27 protein-coding genes, 1 tRNA gene and 1 pseudogene are annotated in these 22,522 nt (G+C 55.8%); 12 read left to right on the forward strand and 17 right to left on the reverse strand.

The annotated features are described in order from the left end of the window. Window positions 1–236: 236 nt before the first annotated feature. A complete protein-coding gene (locus HMPREF1292_RS08685) occupies window positions 237–1,253 on the reverse strand; it encodes an iron-siderophore ABC transporter substrate-binding protein (RefSeq protein ID WP_023019566.1) in 1,017 nt (338 codons plus the stop codon). 77 nt (window positions 1,254–1,330) lie between these two features. Then, window positions 1,331–1,627, reverse strand: a complete 297-nt coding sequence (locus HMPREF1292_RS11415) for a hypothetical protein (RefSeq protein WP_232218020.1) — start codon at window positions 1,625–1,627, stop codon at window positions 1,331–1,333. A 252-nt stretch (window positions 1,628–1,879) separates the two neighbouring features. On the opposite strand from HMPREF1292_RS11415, the gene HMPREF1292_RS10905 reads away from it, so the two are divergent. From HMPREF1292_RS10905 to HMPREF1292_RS08710, 6 genes are all read left to right on the forward strand, one after another. Continuing rightward, window positions 1,880–2,104, forward strand: coding sequence for a hypothetical protein (locus HMPREF1292_RS10905; RefSeq protein ID WP_232218021.1), 225 nt, complete (start codon window positions 1,880–1,882; stop codon window positions 2,102–2,104). Between the two features lie 193 nt (window positions 2,105–2,297). Further along, the gene (locus HMPREF1292_RS08700; RefSeq protein WP_232218022.1) at window positions 2,298–3,149 is read left to right on the forward strand and encodes a hypothetical protein; all 852 of its coding nucleotides are present in this window, start codon (window positions 2,298–2,300) and stop codon (window positions 3,147–3,149) included. A gap of 527 nt (window positions 3,150–3,676) precedes the next feature. After that, the gene (locus HMPREF1292_RS11480; protein WP_021352243.1) at window positions 3,677–3,811 is read left to right on the forward strand and encodes a hypothetical protein; all 135 of its coding nucleotides are present in this window, start codon (window positions 3,677–3,679) and stop codon (window positions 3,809–3,811) included. After that, a complete protein-coding gene (locus HMPREF1292_RS08705) occupies window positions 3,801–4,028 on the forward strand; it encodes a hypothetical protein (RefSeq protein ID WP_023019570.1) in 228 nt (75 codons plus the stop codon). The genes HMPREF1292_RS11480 and HMPREF1292_RS08705 overlap by 11 nt, the downstream gene beginning before the upstream one ends. A 228-nt stretch (window positions 4,029–4,256) precedes the next feature. Then, window positions 4,257–4,415: a hypothetical protein gene (locus HMPREF1292_RS11290; RefSeq protein WP_198010710.1), complete on the forward strand. Its 159-nt coding sequence runs from the start codon at window positions 4,257–4,259 to the stop codon at window positions 4,413–4,415. Next, on the forward strand, window positions 4,405–4,632 hold the full coding sequence (locus HMPREF1292_RS08710) for a hypothetical protein (protein ID WP_018120097.1): 228 nt from the start codon (window positions 4,405–4,407) through the stop codon (window positions 4,630–4,632). Before HMPREF1292_RS11290 ends, HMPREF1292_RS08710 begins: the two co-directional genes overlap by 11 nt. 41 nt (window positions 4,633–4,673) lie before the next feature. On the opposite strand, the gene HMPREF1292_RS11420 is transcribed toward HMPREF1292_RS08710, so the two are convergent. Further along, the gene (locus tag HMPREF1292_RS11420) at window positions 4,674–4,913 is read right to left on the reverse strand and encodes a hypothetical protein (protein WP_023019572.1); all 240 of its coding nucleotides are present in this window, start codon (window positions 4,911–4,913) and stop codon (window positions 4,674–4,676) included. Then, window positions 4,888–5,046: a hypothetical protein gene (locus tag HMPREF1292_RS11425; protein ID WP_023019573.1), complete on the reverse strand. Its 159-nt coding sequence runs from the start codon at window positions 5,044–5,046 to the stop codon at window positions 4,888–4,890. The genes HMPREF1292_RS11420 and HMPREF1292_RS11425 overlap by 26 nt, the downstream gene beginning before the upstream one ends. Before the next feature lie 581 nt (window positions 5,047–5,627). Here HMPREF1292_RS11425 and HMPREF1292_RS08725 point away from each other — a divergent pair. Together HMPREF1292_RS08725 and HMPREF1292_RS11150 are read left to right on the forward strand one after the other, a co-directional pair. Continuing rightward, window positions 5,628–6,404: a hypothetical protein gene (locus tag HMPREF1292_RS08725; protein ID WP_156912287.1), complete on the forward strand. Its 777-nt coding sequence runs from the start codon at window positions 5,628–5,630 to the stop codon at window positions 6,402–6,404. Between the two features lie 249 nt (window positions 6,405–6,653). Beyond that, window positions 6,654–6,803 carry a hypothetical protein gene (locus tag HMPREF1292_RS11150; RefSeq protein WP_023019575.1) on the forward strand — a complete coding sequence of 50 codons (150 nt, stop codon included), beginning with the start codon at window positions 6,654–6,656 and terminating at the stop codon, window positions 6,801–6,803. A gap of 302 nt (window positions 6,804–7,105) precedes the next feature. Here the strand turns inward: HMPREF1292_RS11150 and HMPREF1292_RS08730 are convergent, their stop codons facing one another. The 3 genes from HMPREF1292_RS08730 to HMPREF1292_RS08745 all read right to left on the reverse strand — a co-directional run bounded on the left by HMPREF1292_RS08730 (window position 7,106) and on the right by HMPREF1292_RS08745 (window position 8,820). Next, window positions 7,106–7,396 (reverse strand): hypothetical protein, encoded by a 291-nt coding sequence (locus HMPREF1292_RS08730; RefSeq protein WP_018120092.1) that lies wholly within the window; start codon window positions 7,394–7,396, stop codon window positions 7,106–7,108. 373 nt (window positions 7,397–7,769) lie between these two features. Further along, window positions 7,770–8,312 carry a hypothetical protein gene (locus HMPREF1292_RS08740; RefSeq protein ID WP_023019577.1) on the reverse strand — a complete coding sequence of 181 codons (543 nt, stop codon included), beginning with the start codon at window positions 8,310–8,312 and terminating at the stop codon, window positions 7,770–7,772. A gap of 181 nt (window positions 8,313–8,493) precedes the next feature. Then, window positions 8,494–8,820 (reverse strand): hypothetical protein, encoded by a 327-nt coding sequence (locus tag HMPREF1292_RS08745; RefSeq protein WP_023019578.1) that lies wholly within the window; start codon window positions 8,818–8,820, stop codon window positions 8,494–8,496. A gap of 130 nt (window positions 8,821–8,950) precedes the next feature. Here HMPREF1292_RS08745 and HMPREF1292_RS08750 point away from each other — a divergent pair. Then, window positions 8,951–9,307, forward strand: a pseudogene (locus HMPREF1292_RS08750) (IS256 family transposase); the annotation flags it as partial. 170 nt (window positions 9,308–9,477) lie between these two features. Here HMPREF1292_RS08750 and HMPREF1292_RS08755 read toward each other — a convergent pair. Then, a tRNA-Leu gene (locus HMPREF1292_RS08755) sits at window positions 9,478–9,554 on the reverse strand. 155 nt (window positions 9,555–9,709) lie between these two features. Between HMPREF1292_RS08755 and HMPREF1292_RS08760 the strand changes: the two genes are divergently transcribed. Beyond that, a complete protein-coding gene (locus HMPREF1292_RS08760) occupies window positions 9,710–10,540 on the forward strand; it encodes a DUF368 domain-containing protein (RefSeq protein ID WP_023019580.1) in 831 nt (276 codons plus the stop codon). On the opposite strand, the gene coaD is transcribed toward HMPREF1292_RS08760, so the two are convergent. The 6 genes from coaD to HMPREF1292_RS08790 all read right to left on the reverse strand — a co-directional run bounded on the left by coaD (window position 10,537) and on the right by HMPREF1292_RS08790 (window position 17,462). Continuing rightward, a complete protein-coding gene (gene coaD / locus HMPREF1292_RS08765; RefSeq protein ID WP_023019581.1) occupies window positions 10,537–11,034 on the reverse strand; it encodes a pantetheine-phosphate adenylyltransferase in 498 nt (165 codons plus the stop codon). The two genes, HMPREF1292_RS08760 and coaD, sit on opposite strands and share 4 nt — an antisense overlap. 98 nt (window positions 11,035–11,132) lie before the next feature. Then, window positions 11,133–11,714, reverse strand: coding sequence for a 16S rRNA (guanine(966)-N(2))-methyltransferase RsmD (gene rsmD / locus HMPREF1292_RS08770; RefSeq protein ID WP_023019582.1), 582 nt, complete (start codon window positions 11,712–11,714; stop codon window positions 11,133–11,135). Window positions 11,715–11,761: 47 nt separating this feature from the next. Beyond that, window positions 11,762–14,002, reverse strand: a complete 2,241-nt coding sequence (locus HMPREF1292_RS08775; RefSeq protein ID WP_023019583.1) for an ATP-dependent DNA helicase RecG — start codon at window positions 14,000–14,002, stop codon at window positions 11,762–11,764. A 1-nt stretch (window position 14,003) separates the two neighbouring features. Continuing rightward, on the reverse strand, window positions 14,004–15,695 hold the full coding sequence (locus HMPREF1292_RS08780; RefSeq protein ID WP_023019584.1) for a DAK2 domain-containing protein: 1,692 nt from the start codon (window positions 15,693–15,695) through the stop codon (window positions 14,004–14,006). Window positions 15,696–15,714: 19 nt separating this feature from the next. Further along, complete coding sequence (locus tag HMPREF1292_RS08785; RefSeq protein ID WP_023019585.1) at window positions 15,715–16,443, reverse strand: uracil-DNA glycosylase; 729 nt, start codon at window positions 16,441–16,443, stop codon at window positions 15,715–15,717. After that, the gene (locus tag HMPREF1292_RS08790; RefSeq protein WP_023019586.1) at window positions 16,440–17,462 is read right to left on the reverse strand and encodes a thiamine-phosphate kinase; all 1,023 of its coding nucleotides are present in this window, start codon (window positions 17,460–17,462) and stop codon (window positions 16,440–16,442) included. The genes HMPREF1292_RS08785 and HMPREF1292_RS08790 overlap by 4 nt, the downstream gene beginning before the upstream one ends. 41 nt (window positions 17,463–17,503) lie before the next feature. Between HMPREF1292_RS08790 and HMPREF1292_RS08795 the strand changes: the two genes are divergently transcribed. Beyond that, window positions 17,504–18,685 carry a DUF3515 family protein gene (locus tag HMPREF1292_RS08795; RefSeq protein ID WP_023019587.1) on the forward strand — a complete coding sequence of 394 codons (1,182 nt, stop codon included), beginning with the start codon at window positions 17,504–17,506 and terminating at the stop codon, window positions 18,683–18,685. A gap of 51 nt (window positions 18,686–18,736) precedes the next feature. On the opposite strand, the gene HMPREF1292_RS08800 is transcribed toward HMPREF1292_RS08795, so the two are convergent. After that, window positions 18,737–19,798: a D-alanine--D-alanine ligase family protein gene (locus tag HMPREF1292_RS08800; RefSeq protein ID WP_034645250.1), complete on the reverse strand. Its 1,062-nt coding sequence runs from the start codon at window positions 19,796–19,798 to the stop codon at window positions 18,737–18,739. A gap of 48 nt (window positions 19,799–19,846) precedes the next feature. Next, window positions 19,847–20,839: an NAD(P)H-dependent glycerol-3-phosphate dehydrogenase gene (locus HMPREF1292_RS08805; RefSeq protein ID WP_023019589.1), complete on the reverse strand. Its 993-nt coding sequence runs from the start codon at window positions 20,837–20,839 to the stop codon at window positions 19,847–19,849. 90 nt (window positions 20,840–20,929) lie between these two features. Between HMPREF1292_RS08805 and HMPREF1292_RS08810 the strand changes: the two genes are divergently transcribed. After that, entirely contained in the window at window positions 20,930–21,925 is a 996-nt protein-coding gene (locus HMPREF1292_RS08810; RefSeq protein ID WP_034646130.1) for a bifunctional NUDIX hydrolase/histidine phosphatase family protein, read from the forward strand. Here the strand turns inward: HMPREF1292_RS08810 and leuD are convergent. Further along, a complete protein-coding gene (gene leuD / locus HMPREF1292_RS08815) occupies window positions 21,922–22,512 on the reverse strand; it encodes a 3-isopropylmalate dehydratase small subunit (RefSeq protein WP_021352331.1) in 591 nt (196 codons plus the stop codon). The genes HMPREF1292_RS08810 and leuD overlap by 4 nt on opposite strands. Window positions 22,513–22,522 lie beyond the last annotated feature (10 nt).

Genomic DNA, 22,522 nt, shown 5'->3' on the forward strand with positions numbered 1-22,522 from the left:
GAGTTGGTCGAGGGGCATTGCCCTGCCTTTATACACAAATCGGCACTCTTACGAGAGCTAGCTTTAACGGTAACCTAATGACCACTAGTCGCGAAACCCACTTTTAGGGCTAATGGGCATGCGGACGAAATCTTGGAGAGATTTTCCGCATGACCTGTCGTGGAATTTAAGAGCTTTCAACGACAGCAAAACTGCCTCGGCACTTTCACGCGGGGCGGCTCAGAAGTTGATTCAGACTACTTCGTGGCGTCTGCCAATGGCTGCTCGATCTTGTCCAGCAGGTAGTTCAGGCTCAGCACGGTCTGCCACCCGAAGGCCTTTTCCAAGTCGCCCTCCAGATAAACACTGCGTCCGTCCTTTACGGCAGGCAGCTCGCCCACGATCGGATCCTCGATCACAGAAGCCTTGCTCTGCTTCGGAGAGTAGGACAGCTGGTCCCACACCAGTACGTCGGAATTGATCTTGGCTGCGTTTTCCTTGGAGACCTCGCCGTAGAACTTATCCTTGGTGATGCCCGCGTAGGCCGGGTTGATCTTGAATCCCAGCTCGGTGAAGAAGCGGCTGCGTGGATCACCCTCGGCAAAGACCGCCAGATTCTCGTCGGAGACAGTGGCCACGCCGAGTTCCTTCTCGGCCCACTCTGGGTGGCGGGCCTTGAGCTCTGCGAACTTCTCCTTGACCTGCTCCACCTGGCGCTTTGCCTCTTCAGGCTTGCCCACGGCCTGCCCGATCTCTTCCGTGGTCACGTCCCATGGTTGCTGTAGTTCTTCGTATTCGCCCTTTTGTACGACAACAGGGGCGATCTCAGACAGCTTCTTGTACGTGGCTTCATCGATATCCGAGTAAACGGCCACGATGAGGTCTGGCTTGTCCTTAGCGATAGCTTCCGCATTAACCTCTGCGTGTTTGTCGATCCGAGGAGTCTCGCCCTCGATCTTGTCATTGGACCAGTTGCCCGCAGCCTGACCATCCGGAGTCATTCCGTCCCAGTAGTTCACGGAGACAGGAGTAACTCCCAGTGCCAGCAGTGCGTCCTGATCCGTGTAGCCCAAGGAGACCACACGCTGTGGGGCTTCCTTGATTTCGGTCGCCCCGTAGCGGTGCTCGATGGTGGTGGGGAATGCGCCCTGCTCGGCGTTGACTGCCTGGGAATCCCCGGAGTTTCCGGACTGGTCATCAGTCGAGCACGCGGTCAGTGCTGCGCCCAAGGTCAGCACAGCAGCGGTGCTAACGAGAATCTTCTTGAGTGTCATTGTTCTCCGTTGTTATTGGTGACGGATTTCCGCGCTAGGCGTGGCCCGTATATAAAATGGAAAGGTCAAACCTTTGGTTAGATATATCCAGCCCTATGTCCACAGAATTCGGTCGCGGGCAGTTCCGAGTTGTCGTCGAGACGAACACGATTCAGAACAATCGCCGACGCCGGCACGTTGGCACGGGGCGACCCACAGACCACCGCAATTTCTCCCTCGTAAGGGATGGTGACTCGGCCGGGGTTTCCGCCGAAGCGGCCGTGCGAGACGTACGCGGAAAGCACGCGGACGCGCTGACCTCGGAATTCGAAGTAATTCTGGTCCAGCGTCGCGCAACGCGTCAATGACGTCTTGCCCCACGCGCTCAGTGCCACACACCTGGAGCACATGTTCGCTGGCTAGCTCCTCAACGGAGTCTGCCCACATTTGCTGATAAAGGTGATCGCAGGCGGAGTGCGCAACCACCAAAACTGCTTGATGACCAGCACTGATAACCGCGGACAACGCCCGGCGTCCCCACGACTGATAGCCGAAAACAGCAACTCGCATGCAGCGAACGTTAGCTTATGTTTACCTATATAGTCAATGGTGAAAGTGGCGCAATTTTCATGCCAGACTCCCCGGGCGTGACCACCTTTCACCGAATCTCGGTGCGCTCGGACGCGGCTACCCTCGTCTTCATGGTCCCCTACCGTTCGGACGTCGAGCTCACCGCATCGGTTCCCACCGTCGATGTCCGCATCCTGGGGCATGCCTATCCATCGACTGGAAGGAATTCGGCATACGCTGCACCGTACGCCACAATGACCGCAGCGAGGAGTACACCCCTCAGGCATTCGCCAGCGCACTGACCACCGAGCTTCCGGCGATCATTAACAGCAGCCAGATAGTCCTGGTTCGATTCGTTCGAACGCCCCTGGGGTACGGCCCACCAGAATGAGACGTCGATAAGAATGAAGTATCTAACCTAATAAATCACATGCTCGCTCGAAAACCATTTACACTGTCAAGACTAGAGCGATACCGCAATACCAATGGGAGGAAGTGACAATGCAATTCAGATATTGGACTGTGCGCATAGTCCCCTCACCATTAGCGATTACATCCCTCGGATATGGGGTGATCGTACAATGCGCATCCACTGGCGAATCAGAATGGCAATTTCTCGATGACCACAGCGGAATGGGCACAATACAAGGTGCGGTCAAAACCGCACGGAAAAACCTGGAAACACAGCTCAAACGACTACAAGATGCAAACCACGCATTAGACATCGAGGGCACCGAGACGCTTAACGATTACCTTGGTTGGTGTGTCGATCACTGGAACAATCTATTGCGCGTTGATGCTGCAAAGTTCATGCACGCGGCCTCCTTGGCAGAGGCGTGCGCTCTTTTGTTCAGCCAGCTGATAGAACCCCCTGCAAGAAACCAACCAGCAAACGATGTGCGCAATCTGCGGGCTAAAATCAAAAAGGCTTATCAAAATCAGCCACTTGTTCGCACTGCAATAAAAACTGACTCGACTCTTATCATTGCGAAATATCAATTGAACCCAAACTGTGCAGTCGTAAAAGAAGACACAGTGCTCGAACTCAACGAAGCATTCAACTTCGCGACTGCGAATCCGAATGCTGGTTTCACAAACGTGGAAGCCTGGTCACTAAAAATTGAGAAAATACGAAACACGAATTCACAGCTAGAATTTGCAAATTCGCGAGTCGAAATCGACGACGATACAGATATCGTAGCCTTCTACCATGAACCTCAGAGTAACTGGCAATTTGATACCTTGAAGCGCGCACAAGAAATTTGGGATGCTTCGCGAGTGAAATATCTGCCGATTAACGCTGCGGAATCGCGCGCAAACGAGTTAAACAAGCGGCTATCCGCATGACGTTGCGGAATGGGATACACCGTTATTCATTTGACTAGGCCTGGCCACTCTCACACGCCAGGCGGCGTTCAATCAGATAATTGAGCGGGTCGTTGAATTAGGGATATGCGACAAGGGGGATACGGATTTTTTGCAGTAGCCAGATTTTAACAGGTAGTACCTGGTAATAATCCTTCATTTTCGCCTGCCTTTTGGAATAAAATCAACTCCCGACCTGATAGCAGCCAGGGGTTGTTTTGAATGTGTTTTGAGTGCTGGAAAATGACATATATTTAACTTAATTCCAATTTACTAATGCCGTACCAGTACGGTAGGATGATTAATACAAGGCCGAAAGGCATTACAACAACTAAATAAAAGAGCTGAGAATGTCAGCTACACAGACATCATTGCGACAATCACACTGATCGTAATGATTTTAATCTGGCTCGACACTCGCAAGTAGTGCCGAATAGCCACTAACAAAAGTCCCGGCCATGAATAGGATGGCCGGGCACCCCCTCACTATACAACACGAAAGGAAAACCATGCGGTTTACACTCATCTCCACCGCTGCATCCACCATCATGGCCTTGGCGGGCGCAAGCGCGTTCTTCATTCCTGCATTCATTGCCGTCGGCATTGCCATCGACAAGAATGAAAGGAAAAACTATGCAGCCTAAGATCATTGACGCGGACACGGGGAAGGAACTTTGGCGCGCCGTAGAGTGCGCCAAACACTGCGACATCACCACGCGCACGTGGGCGAATTACTACGCGAATGGACGCACGCCCACCCCTGTCGCCATGCTCGATGGCCGTAGCGCATTGTGGTTTGCCGAGGATATTAAGCATTGGCACGCAAACCGGCCCGGCTCCCCGGCCCAGCTACGCCGGTAGCGTTATCCTCCAACCGTTTTCCAGTTGTCAGCGATGCTTGGTTCGGAGCGACCCCCTGGCGACTATCGATAGAGACAGCTTTTTCATCTCAAATCATAGGATTGAGATGAAAAAGCTGGAGCTAGATAGCTAAGCACCTCGGGAGCTGAATAGAGAAAGTACTCAGCTCCCGGGGTGCCCACCCTCTCTCAAAATACCACAACCCAGAAAGGACACATCATGGACATCATGTCTAAAATTTCCAACGCACTAATCGTGCTCGCGATACTTATCGCACTCACCATAGGAGATACCCCAATATTCTGGATGGTCATGGGCGCCACTGCGGTTACGCTCACAATTGAGACCGTCCAGATCGTGCAAAAATGGCGGAAACATGCAGCCTAAGATCATTGACGCAGACACAGGGAAAGAACTCTGGACCGGCGCGGATTGCGCCGACCACATTGGAGTGAGTTACGCAGCGTGGCGTAACTACTCAGCCAATCACCGCACCCCAGAGCACGTCGCCATGATTTTAGGCCGTACACGGCTGTGGCTTGCGGACGAGGTGCGCGAGTGGCACGCGAACCGGCCCGGGTCTCCCCATCAACTACGCAAATAGTGCTAGTCCGTAATTTCGCTAGATCTCGCATGGGATCCTCATTAAGCAGTCCCCATCCCTAATGCTGCACGAATCGCAGGGCCAGCGGTATTGACATCATCGACCTTAAGCTCAATATCGGGTTGGCCCCATTTTTCGCGGACAACAGCCAGCGCTTGGGCAACCGTAAGATCATTATCCGCACAATCAATGATTAAACGTTGCAGGTCATTGCCTAGACGCCAGTCATAATAAGAAGCATCTACGGGCGAATCATCACAGGTAAAAAATCCGCTTTTCATCGCAAATAAGCGGGATAACCTTATCCCGGGTGCGGTACACCATAGCAAGACCAGGCCGCGGCTCATCCGACCATGCTGCGTAATGCTTATTCGGCAGCATTTCTAAGCCCATTTCCTTATACCGATCAGACATCTTGGCCGATCACCTCCGCATATTCGTCGTAGTCAAAAAATCATTCATTCCCCCACTACTTCCTTACCAACTTACGCGCTAGGAAGTAGATCCGCCCTGCAAAACCAGATTGAACGGGTGCGTTCTGCGTTAGCCTCCGGTCCCGGAAACTCCACAAACTATCTCAGACAGCTAGACCTGCTCACGCTATTTTCCATGCGTTCCCAAAACGTCGCCGTGCGATCATCTGCGCAACAAAGCCTTTCAATGGTGCAGGCGTTGCGCCACACGCAGGCGGCATTCCAGGTGCAATCTTTTGACTCCTGATGTTTTGACGCTCGCTTGTTAGCTACACTGGTTAAATCAACATGGCTACCCCGATGTGTCCATTTTCAGGAGGCAGCCCCAATGCCGGATGAATGGCACGTAAGCAAAGATTAAGTCGATGCTCTCGTTCGCGATCTTCTCACCCGAAAACCATTCATGGTATCGATATTAGAAGACTACCGGGCCACGCTAGGAAGGGAGTAGCTATGCGATTCAGATACTGGACTGTTCGCGTGGTCCCATCCCCACTCGCGATTACGTCGATTGGGTTCGGCGTGATCGTACAGAATCCTGACAACGGCGAAGCCCTGTGGAAATTCCACGATGATTACCGTGGAATGTACGGGATAGGGAATGCTGTAAAGAGCGCAAAGAGGCAGCTCAGTAACCGGCTCAAAGGCTTACGAGAATCAGGATTGATGCTTGATATTCGTGGATCGGAAACACTCCCTGACTACCTCAGCTGGTGTTCAAATCACTGGAATAACTTGTTGCGAGTCGACCATGAAAAGTCAGTGCTATCGGATTCTTTAGCAAACGCGTGTGATCTTCTATTCCAAGAATTCATCACCCCGAAACGGCAAAAGCAGCATAGAATAACCGCTTCTAGCTTACATGCCCAAGTCAAAGAAGCTTACCAACGACTTCCAACGCTCAAAAAAGCGGTAAGAACGGGTTCTAGCGTGCAATTCTCAGGCTACAAGCTGCAACCTAATTGTGCGGTAGTGCTAGACGACGTCGTCTTCGAATTCAATGATGCATTCAACTTTGAGACCGAAAAGTCCGAGGCCGCGTTCACGCGTGCAGAAAATTGGGCATTAAGAATTGATAAGCTCAGGCACAGTAATGCATTTTTGGTTTCTGACGATGCGAAGCTCACGATTGACGATGACACGGAAATTCTCGCTTTCTATCAGTCCCCACCCCGTGAAGAACAATTCAAAGCACTAGAACGCGCGCAGAAAATTTGGCGCCAGTTAGGAGTCCTCGACATCCCAATTGAACAGGCACCTGAACGAGCAGCCGAATTACAGTTAAAACTCGTGGCTTAACAGGGAAAAGTTAGCGCCCTCTCAAACCATGAATTCGACTGAATTTCCCATCAAAAGCGGTCGATTGTCACTTTCCTTCACCGTGAACAACTGAGGGTGTTCAGCAAGCGGAACAACACCCGGAAAGCCTCAGATCCACTAAAGTGGAATAAATAAACCGTCAGTGGGATTAGAAAGCCTCCACGGCTGGATACAGCAATTACCCAGCCGTGGAGGCCACCCCCTCACAATACAGAAAGGACTTGCGCTATGACAATCATCACCGCGCTTATCAGTGCATCATTCATCATCACCAAAGCACCAGCTTGGGCTACCGCCACAGCACTTGCATCCACGACCGTGTGCTTAGCCCTGGATACCCGCGAGCAATGGCTAGAAAGGCAACACCACGCGGCCTAAAATCATTGACGTGGATACAGGGAAGGAACTTTAGCGTGCTGCAGAGTGCGCCGAACACTGTGGCATCACATGGTCCCGCCCCGTTTGGTGGGTACGCCCATTACCCTTCACCGGCAAATCATCTCCTCATACGAATTTCACGATCCCTCTTACAGGACAGCCCATAAAGATCTAGGCAGAACACCCCGCCACCAAGCACCCATAAACGGGCACCCAGAAACAGGGGTTTCTAGTACACCAGTAAGGAATCAAACCTTACTCAAACACCCACCAAGGTGGCGCCATTTCAATTACGCAATTGATTAAGTTGACGCATTGTCACCAGCAATGCCAAACCTATCAACCGCTTCATAATAAAAACGCACCCACAATTCACCCCGAATTTGATCAGTGATGAAGCGGTCGACAACATCTACCACTTCGCGAGCGAGAGGAGCATTTATCGTATCGAATAACGTAGCTAGCGCAATATCCGGATAACTAAACTCGTTATCAACTTTCGCGTCCTCAACAGCATCTTGGGGAGCTGAAACTTTATCCACTAGCCACTCAAACAAGTCACGTTCTTTAACTAAACCGTACGGCCCATTCATTACGGGTAACCCACTTTCCTGAAACGAAATAGGCTGTCATATCATACGGCTCATTGTCCCTAATCTGGTACACAACCCGGATCTTTACACCATCAACCTGACCAAGAATTGTACGCTTATCTCCATTCTTCCTTGGTTTGACCTCCTCAAACTCTAAAAGATCACGCACGGCATCAACAATCTTTTGATCTGACCCTCCGAGGAAACTTCGACGCACCAGAATACCGAGAATCCCACCCATGGCCCGCGCGAGTCGAGGCCAAATGCAACAGCATATCGCCATTATTCGAAGGCCGATCCCGCCCCGTACAACACAGGGCCTGCCCCCGGAAAGCGGACATTACAAAAATCCCTCTTTAAGGAACCTTGTTAGTTATACGAATTTGCCGTGCACCGGCCACGCATCAGGAAATGAATAATCCGGGGCATCTTCCTTCGAGGCAGCACCTGGCTTCATCTCGTCCACTGGGTAATCTGACGGAGGTGCGGCACGCTTAGCAGCCTGCGCCTGTAGCTCCCCAAGACGCTTCGTGTTGTCATCGAACTTCCGCGGGTCCGAGCCAAGCAGATCTGCGTTGTCCTCCGAGATTCCGTACTTTGACAGTGCCTTCGACCGGGCAAGCTCCACCTGAGACGGTGTAGCTTTATTACGCTCTGCTTCCAGTGCCTCCTGGGCGCGCTGCAGCTCGGTCTTCTCGGCGTCCTGCATTTCACGGAACCTTTCAGCATCGGCTCGATATTCATTACGCTCGGTACGATATTTTGCGTTTTCCTTGCGTAATTTTTCAGGCTCTTGCTGGTAGGACTCGGTGGTGCGCTCCGGTTTTGAGTTCCGCTCCTCCTGGGCGGGGCCCTGCTTGGCCACCTCGGCGGCTTCGTTTTGTCCGTCGTTGGTGGCGGTGGTTTCTTCTGCCATTGCGTAACCTCCTGGGTTATCTAATTTTGGGCATGAAAAAGCCCCGCCACCAACCACGTGGTGTAGGGGTTGCGCGATAAAGAGGAATCGAACCTCAACGAACTATCACCGGATAGCACAAAAGCCACCCCATAAAAACAGGGTGGCCAAAGATTCAGATTAGATTAGCGAATGCTTTTCGTTAGTAACCGTTTGACTCCGCAACCACTTCATCAGAATCAGGTGCGAACATGGTTACCCGAAAGTCCAACAAGCTAGAAAGAACATCAAACAAAAAACGCTGTGCACTTAGATCCTCTGACTCATAAATGGCGAAACAAGTCTCGATTTCATCGTCGAAGATTTTTAGTTCTTCGGACAACGTAGCCGAAGCCCCGCCATCCATAACGAATCGGTAACAGTCACGATCATTGTCATAAGCGAGTTCACGCACCCTATCAACATCAGACAAAATCGTCAGCACGCGACCAACGGGAGCGTCGGTAGTGATTCCTGCACTAGTCGACACGACGCCTCACCACCTCTTGTTTATCCTGGCTTATCACTGTAACTTGTTCTAATTCATCATAACTTTTAAAGCCTGATCAACCTGATCTAAAGCTTTGTCCATTGCCATTTCGGTCCTGTATGAAGTGTCCTACCTCGCCCCACCACCAGCAACGCTTCAACCTGAAAGACTCAAGTCCACCACCAACACCCTAGAAGGCGGAATCAACGCCGAGGTCAAACGCTTAGCCAACACCCACCAAGGACTAACCCTAGAACACCAACGCCGCATGATCGATTGGTGGCTTTATCTCAAAACACAACTGCCTGACGACCCGCTAGAGATCGCCAGGCAGTGCAACTGGGGCCAAGACCAACTCGCCAAAGTCAATGCCTTGATCCACAAAGAAAACCACACCAACCAGCTACTTGGTCAGCCAGCCCTATACGACCCGGGTATCGATGTTGAATACACGCACTCAATCGGTATCTGGAAAGGCCAGATCTAGGGAATTGGCGACACGCCGTAAAACACACTTTTGTCGTTGAGCCCCATTTTTGACCCAGTTTTGACCCACTTTGACCCAGAACCGGCCTAAATCAGACCAAACCAAACTGAACCGAAAACCAAAAAATACCCAAACTACCTGGCATTTTGCCTGGCAGCTCGGGTTAAAGATGGTGCCCCAGGTGAGACTCGAACTCACACTGGACGGGTTTTGAATCCGTTGCCTCTGCCAATTGGGCTACTGGGGCGTGCGCTAAATAGCCTATAACACCATCCCCTTAATTAACTAATCAGCTGCTCATAAGCTATTTTCGTGACCTTTATCGAATGGCAACAGCTACCAATTACCGACACTTCCCGGTCGGGCCATTACTGGCGCCACACGATGCATATAATAGCGCGCATGGTTACTCATCTCCTCAACATTCTGCGCGGTGCGCTAATCGGTTCCGCAGAACTGGTTCCCGGCGTATCCGGCGGAACCGTCGCGTTGATCGTGGGCATCTATGAACGCGCCCTCCACAACGCCAACCTGCTGCTGAAAGCAAAATTCCGCGAAGTCGAATGGATCTTCCTGCTCACCATCGGCGTCGGCATGTTCGCCGCCGTATTCGGCCTATCCGGCATCCTGAGCTCCTTCGTGGAAGGCACCCCAGATGTTGCCCGCGCCCTATTCTTCGGCATGGTGGCGGTCTCCATCATCGTGCCACTGATGATGATTGACGAGGACCTGAGCAAAAAGAAAGGCCCGGCCATCATCACGTTCCTGATCGCCGCCGGGCTCGTCGCATTCGTTACCGGGTTCACCTCCGAACCGAACCGGGATCCTTCACTGATCACGGTCTTCTTCGCCGCAGCTATTGCGGTCTGCGCCCTGGTGCTGCCGGGTGTATCCGGCTCGCTGATCTTGCTGACCCTGGGCCTGTACAACTTCGTCATCGGCTCGGTCTCCGACCGCGACCTCACCGTGCTGGCTGTCTTCGCCGCTGGCGCACTGACCGGACTGGTGGCCTTCGTGAAGGTCATCAACTACTTGCTGGACCAGCACCGCACCCTGACCCTAGTGGCCATGGCTGGCCTGATGGTCGGCTCATTGCGCGCGATTTGGCCCTGGCAAGGCGACGGTGACGCGAACTTCCTGACGCTCATCCTGATGATGCTGCTTGGCGCGGCCATTGTCGCCGCCTTCGTTATCGCCGACCGCACACAAACGAAGAAGAAGGTACAGGTTTAACCAAACTTTTCGGCGATGGCTTTGGAAACTGGCTCCGGTAACAGGTCCGAAACATCGCCGCCAAAGCGGACGACCTCTTTGACCAACGACGAAGAGGTATAACCGTATTTTTCATCGGTGAGCAAGAAATAGGTATCAATGCCAGATAGCCGCTTGTTCATCTGCGCCATCGGCAGCTCGTATTCATAATCCAACGAGCTGCGCAGGCCTTTGACCAAACAATCAATGTTGTGCTCATCGGTGTATTTCACCAATAGATCACTCCAGGCATCGACACTGACGTTGTCACAATCAACAGAACGCCGGATCAACTCCATACGCTCTTCGACGCTAAACAACCCCTTCTTATTCGGGTTAGCTGTCACCAGCACCGTGACGTGATCAAAAGACTGCGCAGCACGGGTGATGATATCCACGTGCCCCATGGTCACCGGATCAAACGATCCCGGGCACACTGCCGTGGTGCGTTTATTCTGCTGGGTGTTATCGCTCATTGCTTCTCCTTGTGTTGCTGGGTATTCGGAAAGCCAAGGCCCCGGAATTTTCAGTCTGAAATTTCAATTTCGGGGTGTTAGTAGCAGGCTTATAATTATCAGCCGTCGTTCTCAGTTCCACGGTAGTTGGCCATATCCATCCGCGCTTTGCCGTAGGTGCGGCGTTTCAATTTCTGCGTGGTCGGAACAAAGCCTTCTGGCCACGGAGCTTCCGCTGAGCGCACTTCCCGCTCGATCACCACCATCGCATCTGGGTTGAGCACCCGTGGTAGCTGATCCAACAGCTCTGCCAGCTCGTCGTTGCCTACCGCATACGGCGGATCCGCCAGCACCAGATCAAAGCGCTCACCAGTGCGTGCAACATAATCCAGCGCGGGTGCGGCAACCACATCAATCTGGGCGCCGACATCAGCCAACACGGCAGCATTGCCATGGATGATTTCGCAGGCCTCCTGGCTGGCGTCGACAAGCACCACCCGGTCTGCTCCCCTGCTGGCAGCCTCCAGGCCCAGTGCGCCGGAACCAGCAAACAAATCCAACACCCGCGCGCCGGGAAACTCCAAACGCGCATTCAGCGCAGAAAACAGCCCCTCCCGGGCGCGGTCACTAGTCGGGCGAGTACCTTCTGCGGGCACCGCAATCTTTCTGCCACGGGCACTGCCTGCAATAATCCGAGTCATGCCCACCAGTGTAACCGGCGAAAACCTGGCAAACCGCGCTAGCCTAGCTAGGTCTTAGCTAAATACTCATAGCCATCATCGTCAATGCCTGCAACCATCGCGCGCGCCATCGCCACATCGTGTTCGATGATGCTTGCGGCTTGCACCTTCGCTTGCTCAATCAGCGCGGAATCATTCTGCACATCCAGCAACTTCAACTGCGAATGCACACCAGACTGTTCAGTACCCAAAACGTTGCCTTCCCTGCGGTGCGCAAGATCAATCTGGGCGACGGCGAAACCATCGTTAGTACCTGCCACCTGCTGCAAGCGCGCATTCGCCGGGTGGCCCTCCGGAGCCAAAGTGTGGAACAAACACACCGAAGGCTGGGTGCCACGGCCAATACGGCCACGCAATTGGTGCAACTGCGAAAGACCAAAACGCTCCGATTCGCGCACGATCATCATCGTGGCATTCGGCACATCCACCCCCACCTCAATGACGGTGGTGGAAATCAACACGTTGATCTCACCAGCAGCAAACTTCTGCATAACCTCTTCTTTATCCGACCCGCTCATCCGGCCGAACAACACACCAATGCGCGCGCCTGCAATCTCCGTGGGCACATCATCCAGCACCTCGCGCTTCGGCGGCTCAAAAGCAGCAAACAACGCATCCTGCGGTAGTGGGCGCTCATCCTCGCCATAACGGGCGAACGGGTCCTCTTCTGCCAGATCCTCCGGGGTGGAATTCGGCATAGCCACCGGCGGGATCTCCGCACCCAGCTTCAGGGCGAGCTCAATCACCCCACCCGCACCATCGATGCGTGGGGTGACCACATACGCCTGGCGCCCGGCAGCGAGTTCTTCTTCCAGCCGGTGCCACATGCGATCGGTCCACCCCTGATGCTCATGCTGCACCACCGAAGAACTAATCGGCTGACGCCCACGCGGGAGCTGCTTGATCGTCGATTCCGCCAGATCACCAAACACCGTCATCGCAATCGTGCGCGGAATTGGCGTCGCCGTCATCACCAACAGGTGCGCCACCGGGTAGGTCTTCGCGCGCAGCTTATCGCGTTGCTCCACACCAAACCGGTGCTGCTCGTCAACAATCACCAAACTGAGCTCGCAAAACTCCACCGTATCTTCCAACAAAGCATGCGTGCCGATGACAATATCCGCCTGGCCAGAAACAATCTGCAGCAGCGCCTCGCGCTTGGCTTTCACCGGCATGGAACCAGTCAGCAACACGACGTTTGCCTCTACCCTGGCCGCACGCAAAGTAGCGGTGATGCTGCGGGCGTGCTGCGTCGCCAAGACCTCCGTCGGAGCCAACAACGCAGCCTGCTTATCGTTATCCGCCGCCTGCAACATCGCCGCGAGAGCAACCACCGTTTTGCCGGAGCCCACCTCGCCCTGCAGCATGCGCGACATCGGGAAATTACGCTGCATTTCCCCGCTGATCTCAGATAACGCCGATTCCTGGTCTTCGGTGAGCCGGTAGGGCAAACCGTCGACAAGCTGGCGATATTTGTCCCCCGGCGGCAAGGGGTTGGCACTAGCTTTTTGCGCATCCAACCGGCGCAGAGCCATCACCAACGCGAGGGTGAGCGCTTCTTTGTCCTTCAGTGTTTCCACAGCCGGGCCATTGCCAAGAAAAGGTGGAAAATGCAGATCCCACAAAGCCTCATTCAGCGTCATACCGCCATTGGCAGGATCTGGCAACAGCGGCATCGTACGCAAAGATTCATAAATCGCGCCTAAAATCCGCGCAGATTCCAGCCCACCTTTTTGCCGGTAAATCGGAATAAAAGGCTGGGCCGCAAGATAGCCGGTCAGCCCCTCATAGCGCTCCAGCTTTTTCATCGCCCCACTGCTGAAAGCTTTCTTCGGCTTAGCATCAGGGCCGGTGGAAGAACTGCTAAACACCAAGCATTGCGGGTGCGTAACAGTCAGATGCTTCTGAAAAACCCGCGCCTTACCGGTGACCATGATCGTCGCACCTTTCCACACCCCAAAAACCTGGTGGTGGAAAAACACCAAGGTCACACCGTTGCTGAGAGAAATCTCGGTGCGTTTTTTACCCGTATCAATCTTGTCTGCTTTCACCACCGTCGAGATAAAAGTAATCGGATCGGCAGAATTAAGATCCTCATCCGTGATGATGTCATCGCGGCGCGAGAAAGCGCGGGGGAAATACGTGATTAACTCGCCGCACGTGTTGATCTCCAGGGCCTTGGCAATTGCCTTGGCTTCTTTCTCACCGACGACGTCGGCAAGGTCCCGGTCATCACGCCAGCCCAACACGTCATTCCACCCCTAGTTCAATTGGCCCTGTTTCCGTGGCAAATACGATGACTTCTACGCCCAACTTAGCCAGTGCCTCGGCGTCAATAGCGGTCGGAATCGGGGTGAGCACGGTGATTTGTTCGGTGTCGTCGCCGACCAGGTTGGATGCCACGCGTAGTACTTCGGGGCCGAGCTGATCACCGAACTCGGTTGGGTTTTCGATTATTGCTGTGCGCATGGCATTAGCGGCCTCACACATGGTTTCGGTGGCTTCGGCTGGGGGCAGGGTTTTGTCGTACACCGAAATCGCGGCAATGCCCGCGCACAGTGAGGCGGTCTCGATGACCTCTGCGCCCTGAGAACGCCAGCGTTGATGCTGCTGGGCGTTGGTGTAGCCGTTGCTGAGCACGGTCAATTGCGACAGGTTTGCGGGCGCGGTTGCGGTAGCTGCGCCCGTGAGCGAAGTGTTGGTGGTAGTTGCCTTAGCAGAGCCCAGTACACCACGGTATTGTTCTACGAATTCCTGCGGCGCTGCCACTTGCGCACCGGCTTGTGCGAATAGTTCCGCGATTTTGGAATCGTCCACCAAGGCCACTAACTGCCGGTGCTCAGTACGAGGTTTAGTGCGAGGTTTAGCATGAGCTTTAGTGCGAGCAGCCGTGCCATTGTCATTGTCACTGTCACTGCCATTGCCATTGTCGATGGCATTACCTGTGGCCCCGGTTTGGTCTTCTCGGTGAGCGCCGTCGTCGTGTGCTGATGCTACCGACAGGTTATCTGCCTGGGCATCTGGCAACACCTCCAGGCGAATATCGCTCGGGCGGCCATGCGCCAGGCTTTCTTCAATCACTGCCCCGGCGCGGTGACTGTGAATGTGCACGGTGGCCTCGGTGTCGTTGACGCGGGCGATGATCAGGCTGTCGCCCAGTGGTGCGATGCCGGCTTCGAGCTGGTCGACGTCGCCGGTGAAAAAGAACATCACCTCCAGGTGGTGGCTGCGGTTCTGGTCGGCGTGCGAGACGAAGGTATCGGTGGCCAGTGCGCTGGCGTGTGGTTCTGTGCGGCCTTCCAGTTCGTCGACCAGCGTTTGTAGCAGCACCAAAAGGCCGACTCCTCCGGCATCGACGACGCCGGCTTCGCGGAGTTCTGGAAGTTGCGACGGGGTGGCTGCGAGTGCTTGTTCTCCGGCATGGAGGGCACTGCGGGCGGTGGTGAGTAGGTCTGTCTCTGCGGCTTCGGTCGCTGCCGCGGGATCCGTGGCCTGCGCGCACGCACGCAGCACGCTGATGATGGTGCCTTCTACCGGCGCTGCGATGGCTTTTTCTGATAATTCCACCGCGCTGTGCAACGCTAAGCGCAACTGTGGGGTTTGCAGGCAGCTATCCGGGCAGGAATCGGCAATGCCGCGTAGTACCTGCGACAGGATCACCCCGGAGTTGCCGCGTGCTCCGCGCGCAGCGCCCATGGCTAGTGCAGTAGCAACGTGGTTATCTGGGGTTTCGCTGGCTTGGGCCAGAGCCGAATCCATGGTGAACGACATATTCGAGCCGGTATCGGAATCCGGTACCGGGTACACATTCAGCCCGTTGATTTCACTGCGCCGACGCTGCAGCTCTGTAGCTGCGCGCTGCGCCCAACGACGCAGACCTGCCCCGTCGAGGCGGGCGGCAGGTGCGGTGGCGTCGGCAAGAGTATCTGGGCGCAAAGACATGATGTTCTAGCTTACAATCTTATAATTGCCAATCAATTGGCTGGCAACCCTGATCTGTCAGGTACTGGTTGGCGCGGCTAAACGGGCGGGAGCCGAAAAAGCCCCGGCGTGCCGAAAGTGGTGACGGGTGTGGGCTGGTAATGGCGGGGCAGTCGAGGAATTTCTCGCATTCCTGAGCTTGTTTGCCCCACAGAATGGCCACCAAGTTTTCTGCCGGTAGGGCGCGCAGGATGGCTTCAGTCACCGACTCCCAGCCTTGCTTGCGGTGTGAGCCTGCTTGACCCGGCGCGACAGTAAGCACCCGGTTGAGTAGCAGCACGCCTTGCTCGTGCCAAGGGCGTAGGTCGCCGTCGGCGGTAACAGCATGCCCGGTATCGGCGGCGAGTTCTTGGTAGATATTCGCCAGTGAGCGTGGCGGGGCTCCGGTGGCTGCCGGGTGGGTGGAAAACGACAGTCCCATCGCGTGACCTGGTGTTGGGTAGGGGTCTTGGCCGACGATGAGCACGCGGACCTTGTCCAACGGTAGGGATAGCGCGCGGAAGACGTCGTCTTCTGCTGGCAGGTAATCTCCTTGGCTGGCGTAGCTCATGGCCGCGATGATCTCGTCGCTCACAGTGGACAGTGCTGGGTACCAGGACTTGTCGACGCGATTGAGCAGGCCGGGCCAGGCGGAGAGTTTCTGGGCAAGTTCGGCGCCTGCTTGGTTACCTGTGCTGTCGTGGTTAGCTGCAAGCTCAGTATCGGTCATTGGAAAGACTCCCATCCTTGGTTGGCTGCGCTGTGTTGGATTGGTGTGGCATCCATGCAGACATTGTGCTGCGCGGATTTCGTCCCGGCGGTGATATCACCGATGCGCCGGAAGCCGGACGGCGCGGATTTGGCAGTGGTTGCAAGCAGAGTATGATCTTCTCCCCCACCGAGTACCCAATCCCAGGGGTCCATGCCTAGCACCTGACCAGCGTGGGCGAGCAAGTCATCCGGGGCAAGCGCAGCAGAGTCCAGATCGATGCCTACCCCAGAACGTTGACACAACAACTGCAGTTCGCGCAGCAACCCATCCGAGTTATCCGTCATCGCCGAAGCCCCTGCGGCACGGGCGATCATCCCACGGTTGGGGCTGAGCCACGGAGCGCAGTGGGCGTCAACAAGCGAGGTGAGCTCCCGGGGAATATCCGCCCGGCCAAACCGCTCCAGCAACGCCAGCCCAGCCGCCGACCACCCCAGACGGCCATGGGCAACCAGCTGCTGCCCGGCGCGCGCCCGGTCCAAAGTCAGCGGGCTACGGGAACCGCCCAACGAACCCACAGCGGTAATCGTGACAATGAGCTGGTTCGACTTTGTGACATCACCGCCGACCAACTCAGCAGTGTACCGGCGAGCCCGGGTGCCAATGCCTGCAGCAATACCGCGCACGACCTCCAGCAGTGTCTCCGGCGGAGCAGACAGTGACAACAACGCCGCAGTCGGGCGCGCACCCATGGCCTCAATATCGGCGAAATTTTGCAGTATGGCTTTCTGCCCTACCTCTTCCGGGCTGGACCAATCCAGACGGAAATGCCGGCCTTCCACCAAGGTGTCGGTGGCGACTACCGTGCGCGAGTTGGGTTGGCCCGGAAATAGCACCGCGGCATCGTCGCCGTTAATCACTGACGGCGCAGCATCGGTAATAGCCTGGATGACCTCGCGCTCACTGACTTCGCCGAGGGTACGGCGAGTTGACTGGGTTGGCTGGACTGTCTGGGCTGGCTGGGTCGGCTTATCGCTCACTCATAGCCTTTCATTCGATGCTGTTCGTTAGACTTTCGATTATGACTGCAGATCCCACCAACAATGCAGATAGCGCAGATGGCGCTTCACCAGACAACGAGCTGGCAGCTACCGACCCGGTGGAAGGCATCGGCCGCGCCCCCATTTACACCTCGCTGGGCTTATCACTAGGCCTGGTCGCGGTGGTTCTAGCGGGAGCGCGCATCATTGGTGGTGGTGCCCCGACGGTGACACTATCGGATTTGCCCGCCGAACACGCAGATTCTGCCGAATGCCAACAGCTTATCGACTCGCTTCCCGACGAAGTCGCTGACCTCCCACGCGCAGAAATCGCCGAGCCCGCCCCCGCCGGTGTGGCCGCCTGGGCCGCCGGAAGCTCTGGTGCTGGCGGAAACTACCGCGACCAAATAAGCCTGCGGTGTGGCGTGGACACTCCGTTCCAATACAGCGAATATTCACACACGCAGGTGGTTGAAGCCGACGGCGCTAGCTCTAGTGAGAACTCTAGCGGCAGCCCAAGTGACGGTAATACAGCAACCGAATGGCTCGAGGTACAAGACCAAACCCCAGGTTCAACGCTAACCACCTGGTATTCCACCAACCGCTTTCCGACGGTCGCGGTCACCGTTGACCGCGCGGGTAATGGCACTGCCGGAAATGACAGTTCAGGTGACGACGGCGCAGACGATGGCGCTGGCGGAAATGCTACGGCGCCGGATAGCGCTGCCGCTACTTCCCGCGAGGCCCACAAAGCCATCGCGCAATTGACTGGAGCCACAGAGGCCTTAGAACTTCGCAAGCACCAACCGCACCCGGCCCCGTTGTCTGAACTCGCCTCCGGCAGCTCCGATGACCTCGCTGCCTGCCAGTCACTGATCAGCGCCGCCAAAGATGGTTTCACCCCAGCGGAAGGCTACGAACTGTACGACGACACCGCCAAAGACACCATCGCCTGGACGCACCCGGGCTACGAGCCGATCGTGCTGCGCTGCGGCATCGCGGACCCCGACGTTCCCCTGGGTGAGCGTTTGCAACAAATCAACGAAGTGCCGTGGTTTGAAGACACCGTGCTTGCCGACGGCACTACTGCCTCCACCTGGTACCCGTTGGGCCGGGAAGTTGCGGTAGCAGTATCGACGCCGCAGGCGGCTGCGCAAGAATCACTCTCACGCATCACGGAGCTGCTGAAACAACACACTGCGTCCGCCCCCAATGCCGGTTAGCGCGCCGGGCTTGCCTAGCTGGCTGCTAGCGCGCCAGCGCGGTTTGGGTCGCTAGCGCGCCAGCGCCGTCTGGATCATGGTATCCAGCAACTCCGGGTAGGCAACACCGCTGGCCTGGAATACCTGCGGGTACATCGAAATCGGCGTAAAACCTGGCATGGTGTTGATCTCGTTGATCACCGGGCCGGATGCGGTAACGAAGAAATCCACCCGAGCCAGTCCCTGGCAATCAAGTGCCCGGAATGCGGCCTGCGCCATGTCCTGCAGCTGGCCGGTAACCTCATCGTCATACGGGGCCGGAATGGTCGGGGTGACAACGTCGGCAAGATACTTAGTTTCAAAACCGTAGAAGCCCTCTTCGCTGGCAGCAATATTGTTCAGCTTCGCTGGCACGGAAGCCACGATGCTGCCATCCGGATACTGCAAAACGCCGACCTCAACCTCGTCACCAACGATCTCGGTTTCCACGATCGCTTTGCCCGCCACATCCGCATCGCGCGCGGCATCCAGAGCCGCCGGGAAATCTTTCCAATCAGTGACCTTGGAAACCCCAATCGAGGAGCCACCGCGGGCCGGTTTCACAAACACCGGCAGTCCCAAGCGCTGCTTGTCGTCGTCGGCAAGCTCCTCGCCTGCCCCGACAACTGCCTCGGGGGTGACCGGCAGCTGCTCGGCAACCAGCAGCTTTTTCGTGTACTCCTTGTCCATGCTCGCTGCCGAAGACAACACACCGGTGCCCACGTACGGAATATCGGCTAATTCCAGCATGCCCTGGATGGTGCCGTCCTCGCCGAACGGGCCATGTAGGACAGGAAAAACCACATCGAACTCTGCGTGAACTTTACCGGTGGTGAGATTGTGCAGCACCCGACGCTGCGGGTTCAGCGATAATGCAAGCTCGTCGCGCAGCGTAACTTCCGGCAACTGGCCATCGACAATTTTTAAGCCCTGCTCGCCTACCGTGAACACACCGTCTTTAGTGATGCCGACAGGAATGACCTCATAACGGTCCCGGTCCAAATGAGCCATGACCGCCGAAGCGGATACGCAAGAAACCGAATGCTCGGTGCTCCGGCCACCATAAAATACTGCCACGCGCGTCTTGTTTGTCATGCGCGTCATGCTACCACCGGCCAGTAGCGTTTCTGCGGCTTATCCGGGCTACTCGGACTTCTTCGACCGTCCCATCAGCGAAACCATCATGTCGGCCACCGCGAGATCTTCATGGCACACGGAATACACCGCCTGGGTCAGCGGCATATCGACGTTATGGTCCTGAGCAAGCTGAAAGATCGAATTCGACGAGATCACACCTTCCGCTACCTGGCCTTTCGTTGCGGCTTTCGCTTGCGCCAAGCTATCTCCCAAGCCTAGACGCTTACCGAAGGTGCGATTGCGAGACAGCTCCGAGTTACACGTAGCCACCAAATCGCCCAAACCGGCCAGGCCCGCGAAGGTGCGCTCGTCGGCCCCCAGGGCGTTGCCCAAACGAGTGATCTCCGCCAGGCCGCGGGTGATCAGCGTGGCTTGGGTATTTTCCCCCAGACTCAACCCGGTGGCCATGCCACAAGCCAGAGCGATAACGTTTTTACAGGCCCCACCGAGCTCACAGCCGATGACGTCGGTATTGGTATACGGGCGGATATAGTGGTTCGCCACCGCGGCCTGCACCAGCTTCGCGCGGTTTTCATCTACGCAAGCAATGACTGTGGCCGCGGGCTGTTCCAAAGCAACCTCGCGCGCCAGGTTGGGCCCCGATAGAACAGCGACGCGGTCTTCTTCAATGCCGGCTTCCACTATGACTTCCGTCATGCGCTTCAACGTGCCGCGCTCAATGCCCTTCGAAATCGACAGTACCGTGGCATCGTTGGGAATCAGCGGCGCCCAGGCACTGACATTATCGCGGAGAGTCTGCGAAGGCACGCCACACACCACGATTTCCGCACCGCCCAATGCAGCCGCGATATCAGGGGTGACTTCCAGGGCGTCGGGAAGCGTAATGCCTGGCAAATAATCCGGGTTTTCCCGGGTGTTGCTGATGGTTTCCGCGAGTTCTTGCCGCCGCGCCCACAAGCAGACGTGGTTTCCGGCATCGGCGAAAACTTTTGCCAGCGTGGTACCCCACGAACCAGCTCCCATGACCGCGACCCTCATTGCGCCTCCTTGAAATACATCCCCACCAGCCTACCGTTTGGGCACACGCTGGTTATGCAAAATGCGGTGATTTTGGGGAAAATAGACAGCATGGTGAAAAAATCCCAGATGAGCGAAGCCGATAAAGATAACCAAAGCGGATTTAACCTCTCCGCCCGTTATCACCAAATCGGGAAAAATCCAGGTGCCGAATATCGTAAACCAACGCTGGCAGCTGGTGCCGTGCTGTGGCGCCGCGGTGACAACGGTACTGCAGAGGTCGCGGTGATTCACCGCCCGCGATACGACGACTGGTCACTGGCCAAAGGCAAAGTTGACCCTGGCGAATCACTGGCCAGCTGCTGCGTGCGCGAAATCGCCGAGGAAACCGGTTATCAAGTCCAGCTTGGCTCACTACTGGGATCGGTCAACTACCCCGTGCAAGGACGCACCAAGGTGGTTTTTTACTGGAACGCGAATATCACCGGCGGAAAATTCCAGAAAAATGAGGAAGTCAACAAACTGCGCTGGCTCAGCGTAAACGAGGCACACGAGAAACTCACCTACGACACCGACCGGCGGGTCTTGGAACAAGCAGCCATCCGGCATGACGACGCCGTCGACACGCGCGTACTGTATGTGCGCCACGCCAAAGCACATGACCGCAAAACCTGGAGCGGTGACGACAACTTGCGACCACTGCATAAAAAAGGGCGTCGGCAAGCAGAATTTCTGGTGCCCATGCTGAGTGCGTACAAGCCGACCGCACTGTATTCCGCAGAACCTGCGCGCTGTCAATCCACCATTGCCCCATTGTCCGACGCACTAAGCCTGCCAGTCACCACCGAGCAGATTGTGGGTGACGCCGGACTGGATAATCTTGCCGAAGCCACCGCGCGATTCCGAGAAATTGCTACCGGCGGTGGGGTCCCGGTCATCGTCTCACAAGGCGGGATGATGCCGGAGATCATCGAGTCTTTAGCGGCTGAGGCCGACTTTGACATCGAGCCGCGGGAATTTAAAAAAGCCGGCACCTGGGTGCTCGCGCTGCGCGAAGGCAAGCTTGTCGGTGCCGACTATCTGGCCTCGCCACTGCCAGTACGCTAGCTACGAACCTGTGGCTTGAAGCTTGGACGGCGCGATTCGAAATCACTAATCGCGTCGTCATTTTTTAAAGTCAACCCGATATCATCCAAGCCCTCACGTAGGCGCCAGGCCGTGTAATCGTCGATTTCAAATGGGTAGACATTCCCGCCGACCTTCACGGAACGCGATTCCAAGTCGACCGTCGCCTCAGTGCCTGGTTCTGCTTCCAGCTGCTTCCAGATCAGCTCGATATCGGACTGTTCCATAATACCCGCCAACAGGCCGGCCTTACCGGCATTACCGCGGAAAATATCGGCGAAACGGGGTGAGAAGACCGCGCGGAAGCCGTAATCACCCAGCGCCCAGACTGCGTGTTCACGAGAGGATCCGGTGCCGAAATCCGGGCCGACGAACAGCACGGATCCATTACGGAACTCTTCGCGGTTGAGCACGAAGTCATCGTTTTTACGCCAGTTGGCAAACAGACCGTCCTCAAACCCCGTGCGTGAGACGCGCTTGAGGTAGACCGCAGGAATGATCTGATCGGTATCAACGTTGGAATACGGCAGTGGCACACCAACGCCGGTGTGTGTGGTGAACTTTTCCATGGGTTGTGCT

Source organism: Corynebacterium sp. KPL1995, assembly GCF_000477935.1.
Classification (GTDB): domain Bacteria; phylum Actinomycetota; class Actinomycetes; order Mycobacteriales; family Mycobacteriaceae; genus Corynebacterium; species Corynebacterium pseudodiphtheriticum.

What these genes read in the sequence shown, in the direction of transcription:
- HMPREF1292_RS08685 (WP_023019566.1), bottom strand. Translation starts at nt 1,253, where the DNA reads ATGACACTCAAGAAGATTCTCGTTAGCACCGCTGCTGTGCTGACCTTG.
- HMPREF1292_RS11480 (WP_021352243.1), top strand. Translation starts at nt 3,677, where the DNA reads ATGCGGTTTACACTCATCTCCACCGCTGCATCCACCATCATGGCCTTG.
- HMPREF1292_RS08705 (WP_023019570.1), top strand. Translation starts at nt 3,801, where the DNA reads ATGCAGCCTAAGATCATTGACGCGGACACGGGGAAGGAACTTTGGCGC.
- HMPREF1292_RS11290 (WP_198010710.1), top strand. Translation starts at nt 4,257, where the DNA reads ATGTCTAAAATTTCCAACGCACTAATCGTGCTCGCGATACTTATCGCA.
- HMPREF1292_RS08710 (WP_018120097.1), top strand. Translation starts at nt 4,405, where the DNA reads ATGCAGCCTAAGATCATTGACGCAGACACAGGGAAAGAACTCTGGACC.
- HMPREF1292_RS11420 (WP_023019572.1), bottom strand. Translation starts at nt 4,913, where the DNA reads ATGAAAAGCGGATTTTTTACCTGTGATGATTCGCCCGTAGATGCTTCT.
- HMPREF1292_RS11425 (WP_023019573.1), bottom strand. Translation starts at nt 5,046, where the DNA reads ATGTCTGATCGGTATAAGGAAATGGGCTTAGAAATGCTGCCGAATAAG.
- HMPREF1292_RS11150 (WP_023019575.1), top strand. Translation starts at nt 6,654, where the DNA reads ATGACAATCATCACCGCGCTTATCAGTGCATCATTCATCATCACCAAA.
- HMPREF1292_RS08730 (WP_018120092.1), bottom strand. Translation starts at nt 7,396, where the DNA reads ATGAATGGGCCGTACGGTTTAGTTAAAGAACGTGACTTGTTTGAGTGG.
- HMPREF1292_RS08740 (WP_023019577.1), bottom strand. Translation starts at nt 8,312, where the DNA reads ATGGCAGAAGAAACCACCGCCACCAACGACGGACAAAACGAAGCCGCC.
- HMPREF1292_RS08760 (WP_023019580.1), top strand. Translation starts at nt 9,710, where the DNA reads ATGGTTACTCATCTCCTCAACATTCTGCGCGGTGCGCTAATCGGTTCC.
- coaD (WP_023019581.1), bottom strand. Translation starts at nt 11,034, where the DNA reads ATGAGCGATAACACCCAGCAGAATAAACGCACCACGGCAGTGTGCCCG.
- rsmD (WP_023019582.1), bottom strand. Translation starts at nt 11,714, where the DNA reads ATGACTCGGATTATTGCAGGCAGTGCCCGTGGCAGAAAGATTGCGGTG.
- HMPREF1292_RS08780 (WP_023019584.1), bottom strand. Translation starts at nt 15,695, where the DNA reads ATGTCTTTGCGCCCAGATACTCTTGCCGACGCCACCGCACCTGCCGCC.
- HMPREF1292_RS08785 (WP_023019585.1), bottom strand. Translation starts at nt 16,443, where the DNA reads ATGACCGATACTGAGCTTGCAGCTAACCACGACAGCACAGGTAACCAA.
- HMPREF1292_RS08795 (WP_023019587.1), top strand. Translation starts at nt 17,504, where the DNA reads ATGACTGCAGATCCCACCAACAATGCAGATAGCGCAGATGGCGCTTCA.
- HMPREF1292_RS08800 (WP_034645250.1), bottom strand. Translation starts at nt 19,798, where the DNA reads ATGACAAACAAGACGCGCGTGGCAGTATTTTATGGTGGCCGGAGCACC.
- HMPREF1292_RS08805 (WP_023019589.1), bottom strand. Translation starts at nt 20,839, where the DNA reads ATGAGGGTCGCGGTCATGGGAGCTGGTTCGTGGGGTACCACGCTGGCA.
- HMPREF1292_RS08810 (WP_034646130.1), top strand. Translation starts at nt 20,930, where the DNA reads ATGGTGAAAAAATCCCAGATGAGCGAAGCCGATAAAGATAACCAAAGC.
- leuD (WP_021352331.1), bottom strand. Translation starts at nt 22,512, where the DNA reads ATGGAAAAGTTCACCACACACACCGGCGTTGGTGTGCCACTGCCGTAT.